The 23,403-nt window shown below is 67.5% G+C and carries 22 protein-coding genes and 1 other RNA gene; 11 read left to right on the top strand and 12 right to left on the bottom strand.

The genetic code is table 11. The annotated features are described in order from the left end of the window. Positions 1–5: 5 nt before the first annotated feature. Together EGT29_RS19225 and EGT29_RS19220 are read right to left on the bottom strand one after the other, a co-directional pair. Positions 6–974 carry a LysR substrate-binding domain-containing protein gene (locus tag EGT29_RS19225; protein ID WP_124690482.1) on the bottom strand — a complete coding sequence of 323 codons (969 nt, stop codon included), beginning with the start codon at positions 972–974 and terminating at the stop codon, positions 6–8. A gap of 47 nt (positions 975–1,021) precedes the next feature. After that, positions 1,022–2,479 (bottom strand): 2-hydroxymuconic semialdehyde dehydrogenase, encoded by a 1,458-nt coding sequence (locus EGT29_RS19220; protein WP_124690481.1) that lies wholly within the window; start codon positions 2,477–2,479, stop codon positions 1,022–1,024. Positions 2,480–2,667: 188 nt separating this feature from the next. Between EGT29_RS19220 and EGT29_RS19215 the strand changes: the two genes are divergently transcribed. The 8 genes from EGT29_RS19215 to EGT29_RS19185 all read left to right on the top strand — a co-directional run bounded on the left by EGT29_RS19215 (position 2,668) and on the right by EGT29_RS19185 (position 10,258). After that, the gene (locus EGT29_RS19215) at positions 2,668–3,174 is read left to right on the top strand and encodes a MarR family winged helix-turn-helix transcriptional regulator (RefSeq protein WP_124690480.1); all 507 of its coding nucleotides are present in this window, start codon (positions 2,668–2,670) and stop codon (positions 3,172–3,174) included. A gap of 100 nt (positions 3,175–3,274) precedes the next feature. Then, positions 3,275–4,096, top strand: coding sequence for a 2-keto-4-pentenoate hydratase (locus EGT29_RS19210; RefSeq protein ID WP_124690479.1), 822 nt, complete (start codon positions 3,275–3,277; stop codon positions 4,094–4,096). Continuing rightward, on the top strand, positions 4,093–4,872 hold the full coding sequence (locus EGT29_RS19205) for a 2-keto-4-pentenoate hydratase (protein WP_124690478.1): 780 nt from the start codon (positions 4,093–4,095) through the stop codon (positions 4,870–4,872). The genes EGT29_RS19210 and EGT29_RS19205 overlap by 4 nt, the downstream gene beginning before the upstream one ends. 208 nt (positions 4,873–5,080) lie before the next feature. Next, positions 5,081–6,031, top strand: a complete 951-nt coding sequence (locus EGT29_RS19200; protein WP_124690477.1) for a sulfurtransferase — start codon at positions 5,081–5,083, stop codon at positions 6,029–6,031. 20 nt (positions 6,032–6,051) lie between these two features. Then, the gene (locus EGT29_RS19195; RefSeq protein ID WP_124690476.1) at positions 6,052–7,209 is read left to right on the top strand and encodes a YeeE/YedE thiosulfate transporter family protein; all 1,158 of its coding nucleotides are present in this window, start codon (positions 6,052–6,054) and stop codon (positions 7,207–7,209) included. 16 nt (positions 7,210–7,225) lie between these two features. Continuing rightward, a complete protein-coding gene (locus tag EGT29_RS28595) occupies positions 7,226–7,390 on the top strand; it encodes a hypothetical protein (protein ID WP_192901763.1) in 165 nt (54 codons plus the stop codon). Positions 7,391–7,583: 193 nt separating this feature from the next. Next, a complete protein-coding gene (locus tag EGT29_RS19190; protein ID WP_238160106.1) occupies positions 7,584–9,629 on the top strand; it encodes a TonB-dependent receptor domain-containing protein in 2,046 nt (681 codons plus the stop codon). A gap of 68 nt (positions 9,630–9,697) precedes the next feature. Next, a complete protein-coding gene (locus tag EGT29_RS19185; RefSeq protein WP_124690474.1) occupies positions 9,698–10,258 on the top strand; it encodes a bacterioferritin in 561 nt (186 codons plus the stop codon). Here EGT29_RS19185 and EGT29_RS19180 read toward each other — a convergent pair. From EGT29_RS19180 to EGT29_RS19165, 4 genes are all read right to left on the bottom strand, one after another. Continuing rightward, positions 10,255–11,094 (bottom strand): EAL domain-containing protein, encoded by an 840-nt coding sequence (locus EGT29_RS19180; protein ID WP_161567878.1) that lies wholly within the window; start codon positions 11,092–11,094, stop codon positions 10,255–10,257. The genes EGT29_RS19185 and EGT29_RS19180 overlap by 4 nt on opposite strands. Positions 11,095–11,203: 109 nt before the next feature. Beyond that, complete coding sequence (gene rsgA, locus EGT29_RS19175) at positions 11,204–12,133, bottom strand: ribosome small subunit-dependent GTPase A (RefSeq protein ID WP_124690472.1); 930 nt, start codon at positions 12,131–12,133, stop codon at positions 11,204–11,206. Continuing rightward, complete coding sequence (locus EGT29_RS19170) at positions 12,130–12,474, bottom strand: 4a-hydroxytetrahydrobiopterin dehydratase (protein WP_124690471.1); 345 nt, start codon at positions 12,472–12,474, stop codon at positions 12,130–12,132. The genes rsgA and EGT29_RS19170 overlap by 4 nt, the downstream gene beginning before the upstream one ends. Then, entirely contained in the window at positions 12,471–13,781 is a 1,311-nt protein-coding gene (locus tag EGT29_RS19165; protein ID WP_124690470.1) for a M48 family metallopeptidase, read from the bottom strand. Before EGT29_RS19165 ends, EGT29_RS19170 begins: the two co-directional genes overlap by 4 nt. A 136-nt stretch (positions 13,782–13,917) precedes the next feature. Between EGT29_RS19165 and orn the strand changes: the two genes are divergently transcribed. Next, entirely contained in the window at positions 13,918–14,463 is a 546-nt protein-coding gene (gene orn, locus EGT29_RS19160; protein ID WP_124690469.1) for an oligoribonuclease, read from the top strand. Here orn and EGT29_RS19155 read toward each other — a convergent pair. From EGT29_RS19155 to ffs, 6 genes are all read right to left on the bottom strand, one after another. Next, on the bottom strand, positions 14,460–15,896 hold the full coding sequence (locus EGT29_RS19155) for an MATE family efflux transporter (RefSeq protein WP_238160104.1): 1,437 nt from the start codon (positions 15,894–15,896) through the stop codon (positions 14,460–14,462). The two genes, orn and EGT29_RS19155, sit on opposite strands and share 4 nt — an antisense overlap. After that, positions 15,893–17,695 (bottom strand): glycosyltransferase family 39 protein, encoded by a 1,803-nt coding sequence (locus EGT29_RS19150; RefSeq protein ID WP_124690468.1) that lies wholly within the window; start codon positions 17,693–17,695, stop codon positions 15,893–15,895. The genes EGT29_RS19155 and EGT29_RS19150 overlap by 4 nt, the downstream gene beginning before the upstream one ends. A 211-nt stretch (positions 17,696–17,906) precedes the next feature. Then, entirely contained in the window at positions 17,907–18,173 is a 267-nt protein-coding gene (locus EGT29_RS19145; protein WP_124690467.1) for a type B 50S ribosomal protein L31, read from the bottom strand. Between the two features lie 363 nt (positions 18,174–18,536). Beyond that, on the bottom strand, positions 18,537–19,793 hold the full coding sequence (gene rho, locus EGT29_RS19140; RefSeq protein ID WP_124690466.1) for a transcription termination factor Rho: 1,257 nt from the start codon (positions 19,791–19,793) through the stop codon (positions 18,537–18,539). A gap of 195 nt (positions 19,794–19,988) precedes the next feature. After that, the gene (gene trxA / locus EGT29_RS19135; protein WP_124690465.1) at positions 19,989–20,315 is read right to left on the bottom strand and encodes a thioredoxin TrxA; all 327 of its coding nucleotides are present in this window, start codon (positions 20,313–20,315) and stop codon (positions 19,989–19,991) included. 321 nt (positions 20,316–20,636) lie between these two features. Next, an RNA gene (gene ffs / locus EGT29_RS19130) (signal recognition particle sRNA small type) lies at positions 20,637–20,734 on the bottom strand. 274 nt (positions 20,735–21,008) lie between these two features. On the opposite strand from ffs, the gene EGT29_RS19125 reads away from it, so the two are divergent. After that, complete coding sequence (locus EGT29_RS19125; RefSeq protein ID WP_124690464.1) at positions 21,009–23,072, top strand: DNA polymerase III subunit gamma/tau; 2,064 nt, start codon at positions 21,009–21,011, stop codon at positions 23,070–23,072. Beyond that, positions 23,069–23,395: a YbaB/EbfC family nucleoid-associated protein gene (locus tag EGT29_RS19120; protein ID WP_124690463.1), complete on the top strand. Its 327-nt coding sequence runs from the start codon at positions 23,069–23,071 to the stop codon at positions 23,393–23,395. Before EGT29_RS19125 ends, EGT29_RS19120 begins: the two co-directional genes overlap by 4 nt. The last annotated feature ends 8 nt before the right edge of the window (positions 23,396–23,403 follow it).

Below are 23,403 nucleotides of genomic sequence, written 5' to 3'. Positions count from 1 at the left end.
AAGCGTCAGGAGGCGGCGGCGCGCCGGCTGTCGCAGATGCGGTGCAGGTATTCGATCAGGTGCTGGCTGGCGGGCGTGAGCTGCCGGTTCGCCCGCACCGAATAGCCCACGCGCCCGAACAAGCCAAATTCGGCCAGCGGCAGGAGCTTGAGCAGACCGTGGTCCAGGAACTGCGCGGCGGCGTCCTGCGGCATCAGGGCGATGGCCTCGCCGCGCAGCAGGATGCCCAGGTTGGTCAGCAGCGACAGGGATTCGATGTGACGGGGCGGGATGCCCAGCCCCGTGCGGTGGAAGGTCTGCTCCACCGCCGAGCGCAGCGGCGATTCGGCGGAGGGCAGGATCCAGGGCAGATCCATCAACTGGCCCAGTTCCAGGTTTTCCGCGCGCGCCAGCGGGTGATGGGCGCCGACGACGGCATGCAGCTTTTCCTCGTACAGCGTATGGTGGGTGAGCGGATAGGCATAGCCCAGCGCGATGTCGCGCTCGGGCAGGCGTCCCACCACGATGTCGAGGTCGCCCGTGGCCAGGGCCGGAAAGAGCTGCGACGAGGGGCCTTCGGACACGGTGACGCGGATGCCCGGGTGCTCCTGCATCAGCATCGAGATCGCCTCGGGCAATAGCTTGGCCGACGCGGCGATCAGGGTGCCGACGATGACGTGCCCGCTTTCCCCCGTCAGCGCCGCGTTGAGCTCGTCGGTCATGTAGCGCAGCTCGGCCATCAACGTCTTGACCCGCCGTCCCAGCAGGTGCGCCAGATCGGTCGGGACCACGCCGCGGTTGGAGCGCTCGAACAGCGGCGCGCCCACGAACTTCTCCAGTTCGTAGATGGCCTTGGTGACGCTGGGCTGCGTCAGGTTCAGCTCATTGGCCGCGCGCGACAGCGACCGGCGCTCGAGCACCCGCTCGAATATCTGCAATTGGTGCAGCTTGAGCTTATGCCCCAGCGCGTTGGGAGTCAGACGAAAATTGGACATGGCGGCCGCAGGGGACATTCCCCTGCGATTATCGCCCATTCCTACTCTTACAGCTTCACGCAGACGTTGGTCGGCTCGGTGTAGAAATGCAGCGAGTGGCGGCCGCCTTCACGCCCGATGCCCGACAGGCCGCTGCCGCCGAACGGCGTGCGCAGGTCGCGCAGGAACCAGCAGTTCACCCAAGCCAGGCCGACTTGCATGGCCTGGGCCACGCGATGGCCCCGGGTCAGGTTGGTGGTCCAGACGGCCGCCGCCAGCCCGTAGTGGGTGTCGTTGGCGAGCCGGATGGCTTCTTCCTCGGTATCGAAGGGGGCGATGTGGCACACCGGGCCGAACACTTCTTCCTTGATGCAGCGGGCGGTCTCGGGCAGGCCGGTCCAGATGGTCGGCTGGATGTAGGCGCCCTGGTCGCGCTCGTCGCCGAAGGTCGGCACGCCGCCGCCGGTGACCACGGTGGCGCCTTCCTCGACCGCCAGGCGCAGGTAGGACAGCACCTTCTCGCGATGCTCGTGCGATACCAGCGGACCCATGGTGGTGGCGGTGTCCATGGGGCGGCCCAGCACCAGCTTCTCGGCTTCCAGCTTCAGCGCGGCGACGAAGCGGTCGTAGATCGGCCGCTGGACGTAGACGCGTTCGGTGCACAGGCAGACCTGGCCGCAGTTGGCGAAGACCGAGCGGGCCACGCCGGCGACGGCGGCGTCGAAGTCGGCGTCCTCGAACACCAGCGCGGCATTCTTGCCGCCCAGTTCGAACGACACCGGCTTCACGCCCGGCGCGACAGCCTTCATGATGGTGCTGCCGGTGGCCGATTCGCCGGTGAAGGTGATCCCGTCGATGTCCGGGTGGGTGGTGATGAATTCACCGGCCGAGTTCGGTCCGAAACCATGGACCACGTTGAACACGCCGGCGGGCAGGCCGACCTCGGCCGCCACTTCGGCCAGCAGGGTGGCGGTGGAGGGCGTGACCTCGGAAGGCTTGGCCACCACGGTGTTGCCGAAGGCCAGCGCGGGCGCGACCTTCCAGGTGAACAGCAGCAGCGGCAGGTTCCACGGCGAGATGACGCCCACCACGCCCAGCGGCTTGCGGTAGGCGTAGTTCAGCGCCTGCCGTCCGTCCGGGGTGTCGGTCATGAAGCTTTCCATGTCCAGCGTCCGGGCGATCTCGGCGAAGGCGCGGAAGTTGGCGGCGCCGCGCGGGATGTCGATCTGACCGGCCCAACCCACGGGCTTGCCGGTGTCGCCGATCTCGGCCGCCAGGAAGTCGTCGAAGCGGCGTTCGATGCCGTCGGCCAGCGCGTACAGATAGTCGGTGCGCTGGTTGACCGGCAGGGCCGCCCAGGCCGGCAGGGCCTGGCGCGCCGCCGCCACCGCGGCGTTCACCTGGTCGCGGCTGGCTTCATGCACGCGCGCCACCAGTTCCCCGTTGGCGGGATTGAGTTTGTCGAAGGTGCGGATGCCGTCTTCGAAGCGGCCGCCAATGAAGTTGCGCAGGGTTTTGACCGACATGGTGCTGGGTTCCGTTGAGGTTATAGTACGTATACGTCATAATATAGTGGAAATCAGCGCGACCGGTCCATCCCCGGGGGCATAACAACTTCGGCGCCAGCCATAACCGCTTCGAAGAATCGCCAGGGGGGTCGGCTGCCGGGCGCGCGACATCAGTTAAGATCTCAGGTCCGCTCCGGCTCGCCATCATGAATCGACCTTCCGCCCTGCGACGCCCGCCCGCCGCGCCGTCCTCCGAACCGGAAACCGTGCCCTGCACGGAGGCCGTGCGCGCGTTCGAGCTGACGGACGTCGTGTCGCACCTGCTGCGGCGTGCGCATTTCCGGGCCGAGGCGCTGTTCATGCAGACCTTCCACGACGAGGACCTGACGCCGCGCCAGAAGGCGCTGCTGATCACCGTCTGCAAGCATCCCGGCGCCACGCAGAACCAGTTGGCCGAGGACATCGCGCTGGACCGCAATTCGCTGGCCGACATGATCAACCGCCTGGTGCGCAAGGGATACCTGCGGCGCCGGCGCTCGGCCGACGACAAGCGCGCCTATGCCGTGACCATCACCCAGGCGGGCGTGGACGTGCTGGAGCGCGTGCTGCCCCGCGACAAGGAAGTCGAGGAGGCCATCATCGCGGCCCTCCCGCCCGAGTACCAGGCGCTGTTCGTCAAATGCCTCAAATTGATGGCGGGGGTGGGACGATGAGCCGCCACCATTGTCCGGGCACAGGTTTCTCCCGTATATTCGTACGTATACGGCATAAAGGTGTTTTTCTCTTTTCTTCAACTTCAAAACAGGACTACCCATGGGGCAGATAGGACAAGGGGGCGTCGCCGCCGAGGCGATCGCCGGGCTTGCGCAGCGCCTGCGCAGTGCTCATGAAAGCCGCGTCGCGATCGATCCGATCCGCGATCAGTTGCCGGCAGGCGACCTGGACGCCGCGTATGCGGTGCAGCAGGCCAATACCGACCACTGGGTCAAGCAGGGCCGCCGGCTGGTGGGCCGCAAGATCGGCCTGACGTCCAAGGCGGTGCAGGCGCAGCTGGGCGTGGACCAGCCCGACTACGGCATGCTGTTCGCCGACATGTCGGTGTGCGACGGCGAGGAAGTGCCGCTGTCCAGCCTGATCCAGCCCAAGGTCGAAGCCGAGATCGCCTTCGTCATGGAGCGCGACCTGGTCCAGCCCATGGCCACGATGGCCGAGCTGATCTCGGCCGTCGCCTATGCCGTGCCGGCCATCGAGATCGTCGACAGCCGCATCGCCAACTGGAAGATCAGCATCGTCGACACGATCGCCGACAACGCCTCGTCGGGCCTGTTCGTGCTGGGCAACCGGCCGGTCAAGCTGGGCGACTTCGACGCCCGCCTGTGCGGCATGGTCATGGAGCGCAACGGCGACCAGGTCTCGATCGGCGCCGGCGCCGCCTGCCTGGGCCATCCGCTGAACGCGGCCCTGTGGCTGGCGCGCAAGATGGCCGAGCGTGGCAATCCGCTGCGTGCCGGCGACGTCGTGCTGAGCGGTGCGCTGGGCCCGATGGTTGCGGTGCAGGGAGAGGAAATTCTGGAAGCGCGCATCGCCGGACTGGGCTCGGTGCGCGCGGTGTTTGGCGCCAAGGAGCAAGCATGAGCGGTCCGCTGTTGTCCCTACCCGAAGTGGCCCGCGAGCTGGACGAAGCCGCCAGCACGCCGCGCGCGGCCGAACAGTTCGTCGAGCGCCGTCCGCTCACGCTGGCCGAGGCCTACGAAGTGCAGCGCATGCTGATCCAGCGCCGCGTCGACCGCGGCCATCGCCGCATCGGCATGAAGATGGGCTTCACCAGCCGCGCCAAGATGGTCCAGATGGGCGTGCACGACATGATCTGGGGCCGCCTGACGCATGACATGCGCGTGGACGAGGGCGGCGAACTGAAGCTGTCGACCCGCGTGCATCCGCGCGTCGAGCCCGAGATCGCTTTCCTGCTGCGCAAGCCGCTGTCGGGCATGGTGTCGCCGATCGAGGCGCTGGACGCCGTCGAGGCCATCGCGCCCGCGCTCGAGATCATCGACTCGCGCTACAAGGCCTTCAAGTTCTCGCTGGAAGACGTGGTGGCGGACAATGCCTCGTCGTCGGGCGTGGTGCTGGGTGCCTGGCACAAGCCCAGCGTCGACTTCTCCAACCTGGGCCTGATCATGTCGTGCAACGGCAAGGCCCAGCAGGTCGGCACCACCGCCGCCATCCTGGGCCATCCCGTGCGTTCGCTGGTCGCGGCCGCGCGCCTGGTGGCGCAGGCGGGCGAGATCCTGCCCGAGGGGTCCATCGTGATGGCCGGCGGCGCCAGTGCCGCCGAGGCCCTCGTGGCCGGTACCTGGGTCGAGCTCGAGATGCAGAATCTCGGCCGCGTGGGCTTCCACGTCACGGCCTGAGGCGGCTCCCGGCCGCCGCCGGGCAGCCCCGGCCGGGGCTGCCCGATGCCCTGGCCCGCGCCCTCCGGGCGTATGGCCAGGAGCTATATCCCCCAGGTTCTTATATAACTTCATGTTATGTTGATATGGGGACTTGGTCTGAGCCAGCCCCTGGCCAGGTCTTAAAATTCTCAGGATGCCCACCCCCTGCGCACCGCGCGCAATCATCATGAGAATCCTTGCCATTCTTTCTGCCTGGCTGATCGCTTTTGCCGCAACGGCCGGCGCCCAGGCCGCTACGTCTCCCATCCTGTCGCCCGACGAACTGAAGGCGGTGCTGTCCTCGCCCTCGGTCACGGTCATCGATATCCGTTCGCCTGCCGACTACCTGCAAGGCCACATTCCCGGCGCCCTGTCTGCCCCTTATGGCTCGTGGCGGGGCCCGGCCAACAGCCCCGGCACGCTGCCGCCGCTGGACAAGCTGACCGCGCAGGTGCGCAAGCTCGGGCTGACACCCGAGCGCCATGCCGTGGTGGTGTCCTCGGGCGCGGACGTGACCGACTTCGGCGCCGCCGCCCGCGTGTACTGGACGCTCAAGTACCTGGGCCTGACCCAGCTGTCCATCCTGAATGGCGGCGTGCAGGCCTGGCAGCAGGCGCAGCAACCCCTGAGCCAGGATGCGCCGGCCCAGCCCGCGCCCAGCCGCTATGAACCCCGGCTGAACACCGCCATCAAGGCCACCCAGGCCGATGTGCTGGCGGGCACGAACGGCGGCGACACCCGGCTGATCGACGCGCGGCCCAAGAATTTCTTCGAAGGCCTGGTCAAGGCGCCGACGGCCGCGGTGCCCGGCACCATCCATGGCGCCCGGAACGTTCCGCACAGCGTCTGGTTCGCCCCCGGCAGCACGCAGATCGTCTCGGCCACCGAGGCCCGCGCCATTGCCGCCCGGGAGTTCCCGGACGCGGGCGGCGACAACATCGCGTTCTGCAACACCGGCCATTGGGCCGCCACCGACTGGTTCGCGCTGTCGGAGCTGGCGGGCCTGCCGCACGTGCGCATGTACCCGGAATCCCTGGCCGACTGGACCAATGCCGACCAGGCCCTGCCCATGGACAACGCGCCGGGCCGGGCCAGCCAGATCTCGGAAAAATTCAAGAAGTTGTTCGGCAACTCGTAACGCGGCAGAGGATCCCCCTGATGCAAACGACGCTTTCCCAGGCGGGCGCGCCCGCCGTATCGTCCCCCGTTTCGCCCGCGCTTGGCCAGGCGCGCTGGCCGCTGACCGCCGCCATCGTGCTGGCCGTGCTCGCGCTGGCCTGGTTCGTGACCGTGCGCCAGTCGGTGCTGTTCGTCATCGGCATCGGCATGGGCGGCCTGCTGGCCGGTGCGCGCTTCGGCTTCACCACCGGCTGGCGCCGGTTGATCGAGGCCCGCGACGCCAGCGGCGTGTTCGCCCAGATCGTGCTGCTGGCGGTGGCGGCGGCCATTTCCATTCCGCTCCTGGCGAAGTTTCCCGGCGACCTGGCCGCGGCCCTGGGGCCTCCCAGCATCAGTCTGCTGATCGGCGCCTTCGTGTTCGGCGTCACGATGCAGATCGCCGACGGCTGCGGTTCGGGCACGCTGTACAAGGCCGGGCTGGGCATTCCGCTGAACATGGGCGTGCTGCCGCTGTTCGCGCTGGGCAGTTTCCTGGGATCGGTGCACCTGCACGGCTGGCTGTCGCTGGGCGCGGTCGCGCCGGTCAGCCTGGTCCGCGACTGGGGCGCGGGTGGCGCGCTGGCGCTGACCTTCGCCGGCCTGGCCGTTTTCGGCCTGGCGGCCTGGATCTGGAGCCGCAAGGGCGGCGCGGCCGCGCCGTCCTCGCCATGGAACCGCAAGCTGCTGCTGGCCGGCATCGGCCTAGCCCTGCTGGCGGTGGCCAACCTGGTGGTGGCCGGCCAGCCCTGGGGCGTGGTCTACGGTTTCGGCCTGTGGGCAGCCAAGGTGGCGACCGCGGCCGGCGTGTTCGATCCCGCCGCCAACGCCTTCTGGGGCCAGGCGGGCAACCTGCGTACGCTGGACCAGAGCGTGTTCCTGGACGTCACCTCCATCACCAACATCGGCATCATGGCCGGCGCGCTGTGGATCGCCGCGCGCAAGCCGTCCAGCGGCAAGCCGTTGACGGGTCGCCAATGGGCGGCCGTGCTGGTCGCGGGTTTCCTGCTGGGCTACAGCTCGCGGCTGGCGTTCGGCTGCAACGTGGGGGCCATGGTCAGCGGCATTTCCACGGGCAGCCTGCACGGCTGGATCTGGGTCGTGCTGGCGTTCGCCGGCTCGCTGATCGGTGTGCGCCTGCGCCGCCGTCTCGGCGTTTGAACGGGAGGACATGGACATGACTTCCCGTACTTCCGCCATCCTGCTGTTCTGGGCCGTGCTGATCGTCTTCTTTGCCTGGGACTGGACCCACGCCAGCCCGGTCAACCACCGGAAGGAACCCGCCATCCTGGCCATAGGCTCGGGGCAGGCGCCCAGCGGAGGGCATTGCTCGGCGTTCTGACCCGCGCCCGCAAGGGTTTCTTAAGTGCAACAGCCATGCATATGCAATAGAGTTGCATTAACTTCGGATTTGAGCAAGAATGCCGCTCGCGGCCTGGCAAGGATGCCTTGTCGGCCGCCAGCGGCATTTTTGCGCCATCCATGAAGAAGGAACCGTGATGTTGGGAAGGCTGAACCCCCTCGTATTGGCTTTGATGAGTGTTTCCTGGGGCCTGCCCGCGGCCGCCTGGGCGCAGGCCGCCTCGCCGGCCGAGCCCGCGCCGCAGACCTTGAAGGAGGTCACCGTGTCCGCCACGCCCCTGTCGCGCAGCGAACAGGACCTGGCGGCGCCGGTCACCGTGCTGGATGAGAACGAACTGCTGACCAAGCGGGCCGCCACGCTGGGCGAGACGCTGGAGCAGGAGCCCGGCATCACCTCGTCGCATTTCGGCGCGGGCGCCAGCCGGCCCATCATCCGGGGCATGGACGGCGCGCGGGTCAAGATCGTTTCCGACGGTGCCGAGGTCCAGGATGCCTCCACCATCAGTCCCGACCACGCGGTGGGTCTGGAGCCCATGCTGTCGCAGCGCGTGGAAGTGCTGCGCGGGCCGGCTGCGCTGCTGTACGGCGGCGGGGCGATGGGCGGTGTGGTCAACGTGCTCGACAACAAGATTCCCACCGAGATGCCGGAGAACGCGGTGGAAGGCAGCGTGGAGCTGCGCGGCGCGACCGGTCCGCGCGAGACGTCGGGCGCGTTCGAATTGACTACCGGCGGCAAGGGCCTGGTGTTCCACGCCGAAGGGCTCAAACGCAACGCCAACGACTACAAGGTGGGTCGCGGCTGGGCCGGCGGCAACCGGGTGGACGGTTCGTACAACCATACCGAGACCGGCAGCGTGGGCCTGTCGTGGGTGGGCGACCGCGGCTACATCGGACTGGCCTACACCAGCCAGCGCAACCGCTACGGCCTGCCGGGCCATGACCACGCCTACGAGGGCTGCCATGCGCACGGCACGCACCTGCACTGCCCCGACGACGGCCATGGCCACGACCACGGCGACGAAGACGGCCACGATCACGACCACGGCGAGGACGGCGACAGCCACGGCGTGCCTTTCGTGAAGCTGCGCAGCCAGCGGTGGGACGTGCGCGGCGAGCTGCGCGACCCCTTCGCCGGCTTTACCCGGCTGCGCGTGCGCGCGGGCTTCACCGATTACCAGCATGACGAGATCGAGGGCGACACGATCGCCACCACCTTCAAGAACAAGGCGCATGACGGCCGCGTGGAACTGGAACACGCGCCCATAGGCGGGCTGCGGGGCGTGATCGGCGCGCAGACGACGCGCCGCGCCTTCAGTGCGCTGGGCGAAGAGGCCTACGTGCAGCCTACCGTCACGCGCAACAACGGCCTGTTCGCGCTCGAGGAATACACGGTGGGCGACTGGCGCTTCGAGGGCGGGCTGCGGCATGAATGGCAGCGCATCGACGTGCAGGGCGGCGCGCCCGATACCCGGCATCGCGGCACCTCGGTGTCGGCGGGCGCCGTCTGGAAATTCGCGCCGCAATATTCGCTGGGCGTGTCGGCGTCGCGCTCGCATCGCCTGCCGACCGCCGAGGAACTCTATGCCAATGGCCTGCACCTGGCCACGTCCACCTACGAGATCGGCAACGCCAACCTGAAGAAGGAAACGTCCAACAACATCGACCTCACGCTGCGCAAGTTCGCCGGACCCACCACGTTCTCGGTCTCGGTGTTCCACAACAAGATGGACAACTTCATCTATGGCCGCACGCTGGACGTCTACCAGAATCTGCAATTGCTGGAGTACACGCAGCACGATGCCACCTTCACCGGGCTCGAGGCCAAGGTGCGCCACCAGATCGACCGTATCTTCGCCGTCTCGCTGATGGGCGACTACGTGCGCGCGAAACTGGACGGTGGCGGCAATCTGCCGCGCATCCCCGCCTACCGGATCGGCACGCGGCTGGACGCGCGGTGGCAGGCCTGGAGCGGCGACGTCGAACTGTCGTACGTGGGGCGTCAGGACAAGGTGGCCGAGTTCGAGACCGAGACGGCCGGCTACACGATGCTCAACCTTGGCGCCGCCTATGAAGGCCGCATGAGCGGGACCCGTTACCAGATCTACGTCCGGGCCAATAACCTCACGAACAAGCTCGCCTACCGGCATACGTCGTTCATCAAGAATGCCGCGCCGCTGATGGGCCGGAACATCGTCATGGGCGTGCGGCTGACGTTCTGATTGTTACAGCGGTGACCGGGGGCGCGGCCTATCCTGAGTGGAGGTTTCACTCGAGAAAGGAGAGCGATATGGAGCAGGCCGTCAAGCCGCAAGCCCCCAGTGCCGAGAAGTTTTCCGTCGATGTGGAGGCCATCCGCGCCCGGGCGCGCAAGCACCTGGACGAGGGCGCGGTGACCCAGGATTACGGCGCCGATCGCGGCGTCGTGCTCGAGATGCTGAACGAGGCCCTGGCCACGGAGCTGGTCTGTGTGCTGCGCTACAAGCGCCACTATTTCATGGCGCGCGGCATCCATGCCGATCCGGTCGCGGCCGAGTTCGCCGAGCATGCCACCCAGGAACAGCAGCATGCGGACCAGATCGCCCAGCGCATCGTGCAACTGGGGGGCGAGCCGGATTTCGCGCCCGACAGCCTGTCCCGGCGCAGCCATTCCCAGTACGTCGAAGCCGGTACGCTCGAAGGCATGATCAAGGAGAACCTGGTGGCCGAGCGCATCGCCATCGACAGCTACCGGGCCATGGTCCGCTACCTGGGGGACAAGGACCCGACCACGCGCCGCATGCTGGAGGAAATCCTGGCGGTCGAGGAAGAGCACGCGGACGACATGTCCGATTTGCTCGCGCGCGGCTAGGCTGGACCTTGGGCGGAGGGCGGCTCGTGGCCCGCTCCCGCTCGCGGGGATGGCTGCGCCAGCGAAGCCGATGGCGCGCCGAACAGATAGCCCTGCGCGTATTGCGCGCCCAGCGCTGCGAGGCGGGCCAGGCTGGCCTCGTCCTCGACGCGCTTGAACACCACCTGGCACGAAAGTCCGGCCGCCGCCTCCAGCAACGGCGGCAGTTCGTGCTCGGGGTCAGCCACGGTGCGCAGGTCCAGCTTGATGACTTCCGGCGCATGCAGGTGCAGCAGCGATTGCGCCTCGCCCACGTTGTTGGCGTGTACGCCCGACAGGAAACCCGCCTTCTTGTAGTTGCCCAGGATCATGCCGGCCAGCAGCACGTCCTGCGCGGCCTCGCCAGGCAATTGCAGCACGATGCGCGCAGGCGGGACGCCCAGTGCCTCGACCATGCGGCGGAACGCCTGCCCGTGGTCATGCGTGATGGCGGCCAGCAGCCGGCCGTGGACGCGCAAGTACAGGGGATGGGTGGCGTCGGCCTTGGAGAAATAATTCAGCGTATGGACCAGGCGGCACAGCCGGTCCAGCCGCACCAGCGTGGCATCGTCGGCCGCGCGCGAAAACAGGCCCCAGGGGCTGATGACGTCGCCGTCGGTCGCGTGTGAACGGGCATAGGCGTCATAGCCGGCCACCGTCCGCGTATCGATCCTGACCACCGGCTGGAAGCCGCTGGCCAGCTCGAATTCGTAGAACCTGCCCAAAACGGTGCCGTCGGGCGCCAGGCGCAGCGACGCATGCAGGTCGGGCTGGCTGGAGAGTTTTTCTATCAGTGTCCGGACTGCCGCATAGGCCACGGAAAGCTCCTGAAGGGGACGCACGGAAGATTTCCCCGAGCGTACCGCCGATCACCATAACGCCAAACGATTGTTTTGCCGATCGGATATTCCTTCCGGTTCTGAAGGCTCAATAGCGTTGGCCGAGCTGCAGTTCCTCCAGCAGCCGGCCGTAGAGCGCATGGCGCTGGGGCGCGATCCGGCCGGCCTCCAGGGCTTCCAGTACGGCGCATCCCGGTTCGTGGATGTGGGTGCAGTTGTAGAAGCGGCAGTGGCCCAGGTAGGGCGAGAACTCGGGGAAGCCCTTCACGATCTGCGCGCCGTCCAGGTGCTGCAGGCCGAAGGCCTGGAACCCCGGCGAATCGATCAGGTCGGCTCCGGCGGCAAGCGTGGCGGGCAGGTGGTACAGGCGCGTGCTGGTGGTGGTGTGCTTGCCGGCGCCCAGTGCCTGCGAGTGTTCCTGGGTGGCGGCCAGGGCATCCGGAACCAGGGCGTTGAGCAGCGTGGACTTGCCCATGCCGCTCTGGCCCAGCAGCAGGCTGGCCTGGCCGGCTAGCCGGGGCGCCAGCGCGGCCTGCGTGGCGGCGGTGTCGCGGGCGCTGAGTTCCAGTACCGGCACCCCGAGGGCCTGGATCGGCGCCAGCTTGCGGCGTGCGACTTCCAGGCCGGCCGTGCGGTCGACCTTGTTCAGGATGACGATGGGGGCGATATCGGCGTTGAAGGCACCCACCAGGGCTCGGCCCACCAGTTCGTCGGAGAAATCGGGTTCGGTCGCCACGACGATCAGCAACTGGTCGACGTTGGCGGCGAATTGCTTGGTCCGCATTTCGTCCGAGCGATAGAGCAGGTTGCGGCGCGGCAGGACCGACTGGATGGCGCCTTCGGCCGGCCCCTCGGGCGCCACCTCGACCCGGTCGCCCACGGCGGCGGTGCCTTTCTTGCCGCGCGGGTAGCATTGGCGGGTCGAGCCGTCGTCGCATTCGACCGTGAAGTGGCGGCCGAAGGCGGCCACGACGCGGCCCTGCAGGCCGGCACCCGAAGCGCGCCGTGGCGGCTTCATGATTCGTAGCGCGCGTCTATCTTGGCCGCACAGATGAAGTCGTTGATGGAAATGCCGCCTATCTCGTGCGTGGTGTAGTGCACGCGTACGCGCCTGTGCGCGACCAGCATCTCGGGGTGGTGGTTCTCCTGGCCGGCGACCTCGGCGACGGCGTTCACGAAGGCGATGGCCCCGGCATAGTCGGCGAATTCGTAGTCGCGTTCCAGGACCTCGCCGCGCCGCGCCCAGATGGGCAGCACATGGATCTGCTCGTCGATGTGCGCCGAGCTCATCGGCGCCCGGTTCTTCATGGGCACGCAGCGGCCCGAGCGCAGCTGTTCGATACTCAATACGCGGTTCATGCCGGTTCCTGGAGGCGGTCGAGTGGGGCGGCATGCGGCGCGGCGGTCCGCAGCCGGCCTATGCGTATGCCGGCGGGCGGGTGCGAATCGTAGAAGGCCGAATGCACGGGGTCGGGGGTAAGGGTGGCGGCGTTGTCGTCGTAGAGCTTGACCAGCGCCGAGACCAGGTTCGCGGGATCGGTCTGTTCGCTGGCGAAGCGATCCGCCTCGAATTCGTGCTTGCGCGAGTACCAGCTCGCGAGCGGAATGAAGGCGAAGGTGAAGACCGGCGCGACAAGGAAGAACAGGATCAAGGCCAGGCCGTCGTTATGCCCGCCCAGCAGGGGTGCGGTGCCGAGACCGGTGTAGAACCACACCTGCCGGGACAGCCAGCCCAGCAGGGCGAAGAACACCAGCGACACGCCGAAGCTGAACATCAGGCGCTTGAGGATGTGCCGGTGCTTGAAATGGCCGAGCTCGTGCGCCAGCACGGCCTCGATTTCCTCGGGGGCCAGGCGGGCCAGCAGGGTGTCGAAGAAGACGATGCGCTTGCTCTTGCCGAAGCCGGTGAAATAGGCGTTGCCGTGCGCCGACCGCTTGGAGCCGTCCATGACGAAGAGTCCGTTCAGCGCAAAGCCGGTGCGGCGCGCCAGCGCCTGGATGCGCTCGGCCAGCGCCTGGTCGGCCAGCGGCGTGAACTTGTTGAACAGCGGCGCGATGACGGTGGGAAACAGCAGCATGACCGAAAGGTTGAAGACGATCCACAGGCCCCAGCCCCACAGCCACCAGTAGGTACCGGCACCGGCCATGAGCCACAGCAGGGCCGACAGCAGCGGCAGCCCGAACACCACGGCCAGCGCGAGACCCTTCACGGTATCGGCAGCGAACAGCCGCAAGGTCATCCGGTTGAACCCGAACCGGGCCTCCAGCACGAACTGGCGCCACAGGGTGAAGGGAAGATCCAGCAGCGAGAGCAGGGCGGCGGCCATCGCGACCAGCAGCAACTGGCGGACGAAGTCGGACGAGGCCAGCGAGGCGGCCAGCTCGTTCAGGGCCTGGAGTCCGCCCAGCAGCGTCAGGCCGATCAGCACCGCCGTATCGAACAGCAGCGCGACGATGTCGAAACGGATGCGGGCGATGGTGTAGTCGGCCGCCCGCCTGTGGCTGGTTTCCCCGATGCGGTCGGCGAATTCGGCGGGGACGCGATCGCGATGCAGCGCGACGTGGCGGGTCTGGCGGGTGGACAGCCACAGCCGGGTGGCGACGCCGGCCAGCAGCATCAGGACGAACAGCAGGGTAAACACGATGACGGCTCGTAGTCGGGGCATACGCGCAAGCCCCGATGGATCCCGACGCGGGTTCGGAAAGCGGAGGCGCCAGCCTGTGAGAAAATTGACATTTGTGCCCGCGCCGCCGTCATGGCGCCGCGCGCGCGATCATGCATAGTTCCGGAGCACCGATTATATGGCGTTGAACGAAAATCACCTGGTTTGGCTCGACATGGAAATGACGGGCCTGGATCCGGAAAAGGAAAGGATCATCGAAGTCGCGGTGGTCGTGACCGACGCCCAGCTCGAAGTGGTGGCCGAAGGGCCGGTCCTGGTCGTGCACCAGTCCGACGAACTGCTCGATGGCATGGACAACTGGAACAAGGCCACCCACGGCCGCAGCGGCCTGATCGACAAAGTGAAGGCTTCCTCGCTGGCCGAAGCCCAGGCCGAGGACATCCTGCTGGAGTTCCTGGGCCAGTACGTGCCGGCCGGCAAGTCGCCCCTGTGCGGCAACACCATAGGCCAGGACCGCCGCTTCATGGTCCGCTACATGCCCCGGCTCGAGGCCTTCTTCCACTACCGCAACCTGGACGTCAGCACGCTCAAAGAGCTCTGCCGCCGCTGGAAGCCCGAGATCTACAAGGGGTTCGAGAAGAAAAGCCGGCACGAGGCGCTGGCCGACATCTACGAGTCCATCGACGAGCTCAAGTACTACCGCGAGCACTTCCTGCGCGTCTAGGCCTGGGGGCGGGACTGCGCCAGCGTGGGGCCGGCCGGGCGCCGGGCGGCCACCCGCCAGTAGAAGAACTGCAGCATGAGCGACGAGACCGCCATGCTGAAGGTCGCCATCAGCCACATGGTCCCGGCGCCCGTGGGCGCGCCGGGCATCAGCACCGCGACCATCCCGCCCAGCGCGCCGGCGCCCGGGCCGAATGCCAGCCACCATCCTCCCAGCAGGCCGATGCCCCACAGCGCGCCGGCCTGGATCAGCATGGGCCCGACCGCCATCTTGTAGGCGCGCAGCAGGTAGCTGGTCATGCACTGCAATGAATCGAACAGATGGAAGAAGGCCAGCATGCCCAGCAGGCCGAGCGCGACGACACCGACCTCGGTATCGCTGGTGTAGGCCTGGACGATGGGGCCGCGCGCCAGGATCACGACCGCGATCGTCAGCAGCGCGCCCGTGGTGCTGATCATCAGTCCGGCCGATCCCGTACGCCGCGCGCGCAGCGGATCTCCCGAGCCGATGGCCTGCGCGGTGAGCGCGCCAGTCGATATCCCCAGCGCCAGCGGCATCATGAAGCACAGCGCGACCAGGTTCGCCATGATCTGGTGCCCGCCGGTGGCGTAGATGCCCTCGCGGGCCACCAGCAGCGCCATGAATGTGAAGGACGTGACCTCGATCAGGTAGGAGCCGCCCATCGGCAGGCCCAGCCGCAGCAGTTCTCCCAGTGTCTTCCTGTCGGGACGGCCGATGCGCAGGCCGAACTGCCGGTAGAACGGGTCGCGGCGCAGGATGAAGGCGCTCAGGCCCACGCTGATCCAGAACACCAGCGCGGTGGACAGCCCCGCCCCCACCGCACCCAGCGCGGGCAGGCCGAATTTGCCGTAGATGAAGAGCCAGTTGAACAATGCCTTGAAGCCTATGCCCGCGATGTTGATCATCATCACGACCTTGGGCCGCGACACCGCGGTGTTCAGGGCGTAGACCGTGCGAAAGACCAGCGCGGCGGGCAGGGCAATGATCAGCATGGCCAGATAGCCGCGCACCTGGTCCCGCACGGCCGGGTCGACATTGCCGGACATCGCCAGCCAGGTGTCCGGAAACAGCATCGCCAGTCCGCCCACCACCGACAGGCCCAGCGACAGCCAGACCGCCTGGCCCCAGGCGCGGCCGATCTCGGCCAGCCGGCGGCCGCCGAAGTGCTGGGCGGCGATGGGGATCAGCGCGTGCAGCACGCCGGTCAGGCCGATGAACACGGTGACGTAGATGGATACCGCCAGCGCCATGGCGGCCAGCGCCACGGGCGACGCATGGCCGGTCATCGCGGTGTCGAGCACGCCGAAGGCCATGCTGGCCCACTGGCCGACCAGGACCGGCCAGCCCTGCTGGAGGATGCGGCGCAGGGTCGCGCCCCAGCTGGAAGGGAGCGCGAGCCCGGTATCGGTCACGGGGCGGGGCGTCCGGCCGGGACCGGGCGCAACAGGATGAAGTATTCGCGGAACTGAGGGGCGCGGCGGAATTCCGCCGCGCGGGTGCCTTCCCACAGCACGCGGCTGCCGGCGTATTCGCCGCGCTGGACCGCGTTCAACAGCACGCTGGCGTTGCCTTGCAGCAGGACCAGCGGGCAGTCGCCGGACAGTTCGAAGCGCAGGTTGTCGAAGACCGCGAACGCGGCGCGCTGGGACAGCCCCAGGCCGGAGCTGCGCACGCACTCGTGCCGGCCGGTGCGGCCCTGTTCGGCGGCCAGCGCGTGGGCCATGCCGTTCGAGACTTCGCGGTAGCTCTTGTTATAGTTGATCGAGGGCAGCCACAGCGTCATGATCAGCAGCCAGCACGCGACCACGCCGCCCGCCGACAGCACCGTTCCGCGCCACAAGCCGGTGGGGCGCGAGCGGAAGCGCCAGATGATCAGCGCGATCCAGGCCACGCTGGCCGCGACCGCGGCGGTGAAGGCGAACAGCGAGAAATCGGCGTCGAAGCCCGGGGTCTGGCGCGCGATGTTGCGGGCGATCTTGGGCGGCACGCCGGTCATGATGGCGATCCAGCCCATCCAGACCACGCAGGCCGTTGCCGAGAACACCATGACGGCGAACCAGTCCAGGGCATTGATCAGGCCCCGCCGCAGCGTGGGCAGCGCGAGCGCGGCCAGCATCGCGCAGGGAATGACCAGCGCCAGGTATTCGGCGTCGACCGGCTCGCGGGTGGCGAACAGCATGACCAGGCCCGCCAGCATCAATGCCACGGGAATCTGCACGTGGGGCGAGCGCAGGTAGCCGCGCCATCGCCACAGCGCCAGCAGCGCCAGCGGTCCGGTGGGCCACAGGAACCAGGGCATGTTGCGCAACACGTCGGACAGCCCGCGCGGCGTCAGGATGCCGAACACGCTGGCGTTCCAGTGCCACCAGCCGCTCATCCAGTAAGGGTGGAGCTGGGCCGTGGCGAGCCACCAGGCCAGCGACAGCGCCAGGCCGAGCGGCAGGCTCAGGAGCGCGATCCAGCGCGCCGCCGGCCGCAGCGCCGAGCAGGTGCCGGCCAGGACGGCGACGGCCAGCAGTTGCGGCATGACGGCGGGAAAGCCGCGCGCCAGGAATGCGCCGCCCAGCGCCAGCCCCAGCGTCAGGGCGCCGGAGCGCGGGTGATCGAGCATGCGGGCGAGCGAATAGAAGGCGAGCGCGTGGAAGGCGAGGGCGGCCGGTTCGGCGGACGTTTCGTGGGACCGCCACAGGATGCCCAGGGTGGCCAGGAACAGGAGCAGCGCGGCGTCGGCCAGCATGCGTCCGTAGTCGCGCGGTTCCGGCTGGCCGCCGAAAGGCAGCGCCAGCGGCTGCGCCTCGGCCCGCCGGCCCAGCAGGTAGGCGCCGTACCAGAGGCTGGTACTGGCGATGCCGAACCAGATGAGGTTGGGGATGCGTCCTGCCAGGATATGGCCCAGCAGCGGCGAAAAAATGGCCATGCACAGCGCGCCCACCCATGTCGCCAGCGGTCCTTCCTGCGACACCGCCACGCCGGCCGCCTCGGGCGCCAGCCATTGCGCCCAGCCGCCGTCGTAGGCGGTCCACATCTGCGCCAGGCCGATGACGTCCTCGCTCTTCCAGGGCTCGCGCATGACCAGGCCGGTCACGATGTACAGCAGGCACAGGGCCAGCAGGCCCCAGCGCGGGAGTTTCGTGGCCGCGAGCGCGGTCAGCCGCGCGGGGGTGGGCGGCAGGATGGACGTATGGAAGGGCGACGGGAATCGGTGGGGCATCGAACCGCTGGGATTACCTAACAGGCGACAAGACGGATTCTAGTGTCCCGGCAGGCCGCGACACGCAAAAAAAGGCGGAATGCGAGGCCGGATTGCAAGCAATTGCAGCGAAGGGGCGGATTTCCGCGAGCCCCGGCCAGGCGGGCGGGAAGGTCGACCACAGAAAAAAGGCAGCCCGCAGGCTGCCTTTTTCGTGGCGCGGACGGTGCGGTCAGGCGGACGTCTTGCCGGCGCCGGTGGTGCGGGCGAAACGGGCGCGGAACTTCTCGACGCGGCCGGTTTCGACGATGCGGGTTTGCGCGCCGGTGTAGAAGGGGTGCGATTCGGAGGTCACGTCGCACTTGAACAGGGGGTAGGTCTTGCCATCGAGTTCGATGGTTTCACGCGAGTTCAGGGTCGAGCGGGTAACGAACTTGTTGCCGGTCTGCAGATCCTGGAACACGACGTCGCGGTATTCGGGGTGGATGCCTTCTTTCATGGTCTTCCTTGGGGGTATGCGGGTCGCCAGCCGGGACGAAGGTTCGCGCCTTGGGGGCGCTTTTCCTTAGGGCGGCTTCCGTGGTGACTTGCTAGGCGGAGCGCCGGTCCGACAACGTGCCCAATTTCTAGAGCTAAGCCTTGAATTATCGCGGGATTCTCGGGTTTGTGCAATCGGCACGATGTTTTTGGCGTATTTCGCGCTTCAAAGACATCGCTTGGCAGAGCGACCGAGACAAGATAACGGCACGAAAGAACACCATTTCCCGCCAGCCCGGTAGTTGCCAGGATGCGGTGGATCCGGCTCCGCCGGTCCACCCGCATCGCCCCCCGGGGGGGCGCGCGTAAGCGCGTAGGGGGGGGGCTATTTCTTCATCATGTCGAAGAATTCGCCGTTGTTCTTCGTCGAACGCATCTTGTCCAGGATAAATTCCATGGACTGGATCTCGTCCATGTCGAAGATGAACTTGCGCAGCACCCACACCTTCTGCAGCACGTCCGGCTTGATCAGCAGCTCTTCGCGGCGCGTGCCGGACTTGTTCAGGTTGATGGCGGGGTAGACGCGCTTCTCGGCCAGGCGGCGCTCCAGGTGGACTTCGCTGTTGCCGGTGCCCTTGAATTCTTCGTAGATCACGTCATCCATGCGGCTGCCCGTTTCGATCAGGGCGGTGCCGATGATGGTGAGCGAGCCGCCTTCCTCGATGTTGCGGGCCGCGCCGAAGAAGCGCTTGGGCCGCTGCAGGGCGTTGGCGTCGACGCCGCCGGTCAGGACCTTGCCGGAGGCGGGCACCACGGTGTTGTAGGCGCGGGCCAGGCGGGTGATGGAGTCGAGCAGGATGACGACGTCGTGCTTGAGTTCGACCAGGCGCTTGGCCTTCTCGATGACCATCTCGGCCACTTGCACGTGGCGGGTGGCCGGTTCGTCGAAGGTTGAGGCGACCACTTCGCCGCGCACCGAGCGCTGCATTTCGGTCACTTCTTCCGGACGTTCGTCGATCATCAGGACGATCATCGTGACGTCGGGGTGGTTGGCGGTGATGGCATGCGCGATGTGCTGCATCATCACCGTTTTGCCGGATTTCGGGCTTGCCACCAGCAGGCCGCGCTGGCCCTTGCCGATGGGGGCGAAGATGTCCATGATCCGGCCGGTCAGGTTTTCTTCGCTCTTGATGTCGCGTTCGAGGCGCAGCGGCTTGTTCGGGTGCAGCGGCGTCAGGTTCTCGAACATGATGCGATGCTTCATGCTCTCGGGCGCCTGGCCGTTGACCTTGTCCACCTTCACCAGGGCGAAGTAGCGCTCGCCGTCCTTGGGGGTGCGGACCTCGCCCTCGATGGAGTCACCGGTATGCAGGTTGAAGCGCCGGATCTGGGAAGGCGAAATGTAGATGTCGTCGGTGCTGGCGAGGTAGGACGTTTCGGGCGAACGCAGGAAGCCGAAACCGTCGGGCAGCACTTCCAGCACGCCATCGCCGAAGATCGGCTCGCCCTGCTTGGCGCGCCGCTTCATGATGGCAAACATCAGCTCCTGCTTACGCAGGCGGCTGGCATTCTCGATCTCGAGCGTGGCGGCCATTTCCAGCAGTTGCGAAACGTGCAGCGCCTTCAGTTCATTGAGATGCATCTCGGATAAAGCTCCGGGGGGAGTTCTTGGTGGTGACACGTCCTCGTGGGAGGATTTTGCGCGGAGAGTCTGGTGCTCTTGAGGCGGAGGGCTGGATCCCGAGGCCGGGGCGCGCCGCCGGTGCGCAAGGAGAGGGCGTGGTAAAGGTTGATCGGAAAGGACCGGCTCTGGGCCGGTCCGTGTCTTGCTACCTGTTTACAGCGAACTGTCCAGGAAGGCGGTGAGCTGCGACTTGGACAGCGCGCCGACCTTGGTGGCCACGACCTGGCCGTTCTTGAACAGCATCAGGGTCGGAATGCCGCGGATGCCGTACTTGGCGGCCGTGGCGTTGTTGTCGTCGACGTTCAGCTTGGCAACCGTCAGCTTGCCCTTGTACTGGGTGGCAGCCTCTTCCAGGATGGGGGCGATCATCTTGCAGGGACCGCACCATTCTGCCCAGTAATCGACCAGGACAGGCTCATTGGCTTGAAGTACGTCGGCATCGAAGCTGGAGTCGCTCACGTGCTTGATCGCGTCGCTCATGGTTTTCCTTCTGGAGGTGTGCGCAAAGCGCAGGAAGAGTGGTGCAGTGCGCGGTAAACGGATATGTGATTCGTTAGATATATGTGGGCGCGTGTGCTTGGATTCCAGACCCCTGAGGGGAATTTTTTTATATGCGCGGATCCTGACGGGAGTACCCCTGGGCGATGCGTGGGAAGCGCGAAACGCGAGGGGAGCGGGGCAGGTAGGCGCCGGAATCGGTCGGCGTAGAGCCCGAGATGAACCAATGGTAACCGCAATAAAGCGGTTTTTCCAAGTGCCGGCCCGGCTAGTGTGGTTTTTATAGCCCCGGCAAGGGAATTGGGTGGCGAGCCTGACTTCGGCACTGACGGTTTACAGCTATGGCTGCTTCGTTCCCGACCTGACCAGGTTCACCGCTCCGCCATGCGAAGGGGCCCGCCAATGCCAGTATAGCACCCCCCCTACGCGCTTACGCGCGCCCCCCCAGGGGGGCGATGCGGGTGGACCGGCAAAGCCGGATCCACCGCATCCTGGGTCTAGTGCGGTTTTCTTGGTTTATGGCACCCGTGCTTCGCTGGCTGCCAGCGGTAGCAACAGTGGCACAAACCAAGAAAACCGCACTAGACCCAGGGCACCGCGGATCCGGCTTTGCCGGTCCGCCAGTGCCGCCCCCTGGGGGGCGCCCGAAGGGCGTAGGGGGGTACAATATCCCCTATGACATATCTGGTGCTGGCTCGTAAATGGCGGCCGCGTTCATTCGATACGCTGGTCGGACAAGAACACGTGGTGCGTGCGTTGACGCACGCGCTTTCCACGCAGCGCCTGCATCATGCCTGGTTGTTCACCGGCACGCGCGGAGTGGGCAAGACCACGCTGTCGCGCATCCTGGCGAAATCGCTCAATTGCGAGACCGGCATCACGGCCACGCCGTGCGGCCAGTGCCGGGCGTGCACCGAGATCGACGCCGGCCGCTTCGTCGACTACCTCGAACTCGACGCCGCGTCGAACCGGGGCGTGGACGAGATGACGCAACTGCTCGAGCAGGCGGTCTATTCGCCCACTTCCGGCCGCTTCAAGGTCTACATGATCGACGAAGTGCACATGCTGACCGGGCATGCGTTCAACGCCATGCTCAAGACGCTGGAAGAGCCGCCGCCCCACGTCAAGTTCATCCTGGCCACCACCGATCCGCAGAAGATACCGGTCACGGTGCTGAGCCGCTGCCTGCAGTTCAACCTCAAGCAGATGCCGCCGGAGTCCATCGTCGGCCACCTCGAGCATGTGCTGGCGGATGAACAACTGCCGTTCGAGATCCCGGCCCTGCGCCTGATCGGCCAGGCGGCGCGCGGCTCCATGCGGGACGCGCTGTCGCTGACCGACCAGGCCATCGCCTACAGCGCCGGCAACCTGTCGGAAGAGGCCGTGCGCGGCATGCTGGGCACGATCGACCAACGCCACCTGGTGCGGCTGCTGGACGCGATCCGGGCGGCCGACGGCGCCGGCGTGGTGGGCGTGGCCGACGAGCTGGCGGCGCGCAGCCTGTCGTATGCCGGGGCGCTGGCCGACCTGGCGGTGATGCTGTCGCGCATGGGCATGGCCCAGCGCGTGCCGGGCGCGGTGTCCGAAGAGGATCCGCTGGCGGCGGACATCCAGCGGCTGGCCACGGAATTCTCCGCCGACGAGATCCAGCTGTTCTATTCGATTGCCGTGCACAGCCGCGCCGAACTGGCGCTGGCGCCCGACGAATACGCCGGTTTCGTGATGGCCTGCCTGCGCATGCTGGCGTTCACCGCCGAACCGCAGGGGGTATCCCAGGAAGCCCCCGCGCCGGCCCCGCGATCCGCGGCCTTGAAGGCGGCGCCGGCGGTGGCCGCGTCGATGCCGGCTCCGGCTCCTGCCCCGGTGCCGCCGGCCGCGCGTGCGCCTGCGCCCGCGCCTGCCGCGCCGGCCCGTGCGTCGGCGGCGGCCGAAGCGCTGGCCGCCGCCCGCAACATGTCGATGGCCGGCAACAAGCGTGCGCCCGCATCGGCGCCCGCCCGGCCCGCCGGCAACACGGCGCGGACCGCGCCGGCACCGGCGCCGGCCTCGCCCCCGGACGGGGCGGGTGCCGACGAAGACGGGCCGCCTGCCTGGCACTCGGAGATCGAAGCCGGGCTGCAGGACGGGCCGTCACCGTCGTTCGAGCCCGACGACGCGGGTCCCCCGGACACGATGCCGGTGGCCGCTCGTCCCGCGCCGGCCGTCCGGCCGCCGGCCCAGGCCGCCAAGCCGCCCGTGGTACGGGAAGCGCCCGCCGTGCCGGCCCCACCCGTGGTCCAGGCGGCGCCCCCCCGTGGCGGCGAAGGCGCTGCCGGAGCGGGCGGCAGTCCCATCGCATTGAACGAGCCCTGGCCCGTGCTGGCGGCGCGGCTGCCCATCAAGGGCATCGCCGCCCAGCTCGCGCAGCAAAGCGAGTGGGTGGGCGTCGAAGGCGGCACCGTGGTGCTGAAGGTCGCGACCCGCGGGCTGGCCGAAGGCGCGGGGGTCGAGCGCCTACGCGTCGTGCTCGAGCAGCATTTCGGCGTGCCCGTGCGGCTGCGCTTCGAGATCGGCCAGACCGGCGACGCCACTGCCTTCGCGGTGGCCGAGTCCGAGCGCCAGGCGCGCCAGGCCGAGGCCGAGCGCGCGATCATGGCCGACCCCTTCGTACGTGAATTGCTCGACAATTTCGGCGGCCAGATCGTGCCCGATTCGATCCGCCCGGTATCTTCCGAATCCCAACAAGGAACCCAGCCATGATGAAAGGACAGCTTGCCGGCCTGATGCGCCAGGCGCAGCAGATGCAGGAAAACATGAAGAAGGCGCAGGAAGCGCTGGCCGACATGCTCGTCGAAGGCGTCTCCGGCGGCGGACTGGTCAAGGTGACCATGTCCTGCCGCAACGACGTCAAGCGCGTCGCCATCGATCCCAGCCTGCTGGCCGACGACAAGGACATGCTGGAGGATCTCGTGGCGGCCGCGCTCAACGACGCGCTGCGCAAGGCCGAAGCCACGAGCCAGGAGAAGATGTCCGCGCTGACCGCCGGCCTGCCCCTGCCTCCGGGCATGAAGCTGCCTTTCTGAGCGGGACG

This window comes from Pigmentiphaga sp. H8, from assembly GCF_003854895.1.
Classification (GTDB): Bacteria; Pseudomonadota; Gammaproteobacteria; order Burkholderiales; family Burkholderiaceae_B; genus Pigmentiphaga.
The sequence above is the reverse complement of the archived record's forward strand: the minus strand, read 5'-3'. Positions and strand labels throughout refer to the sequence as shown.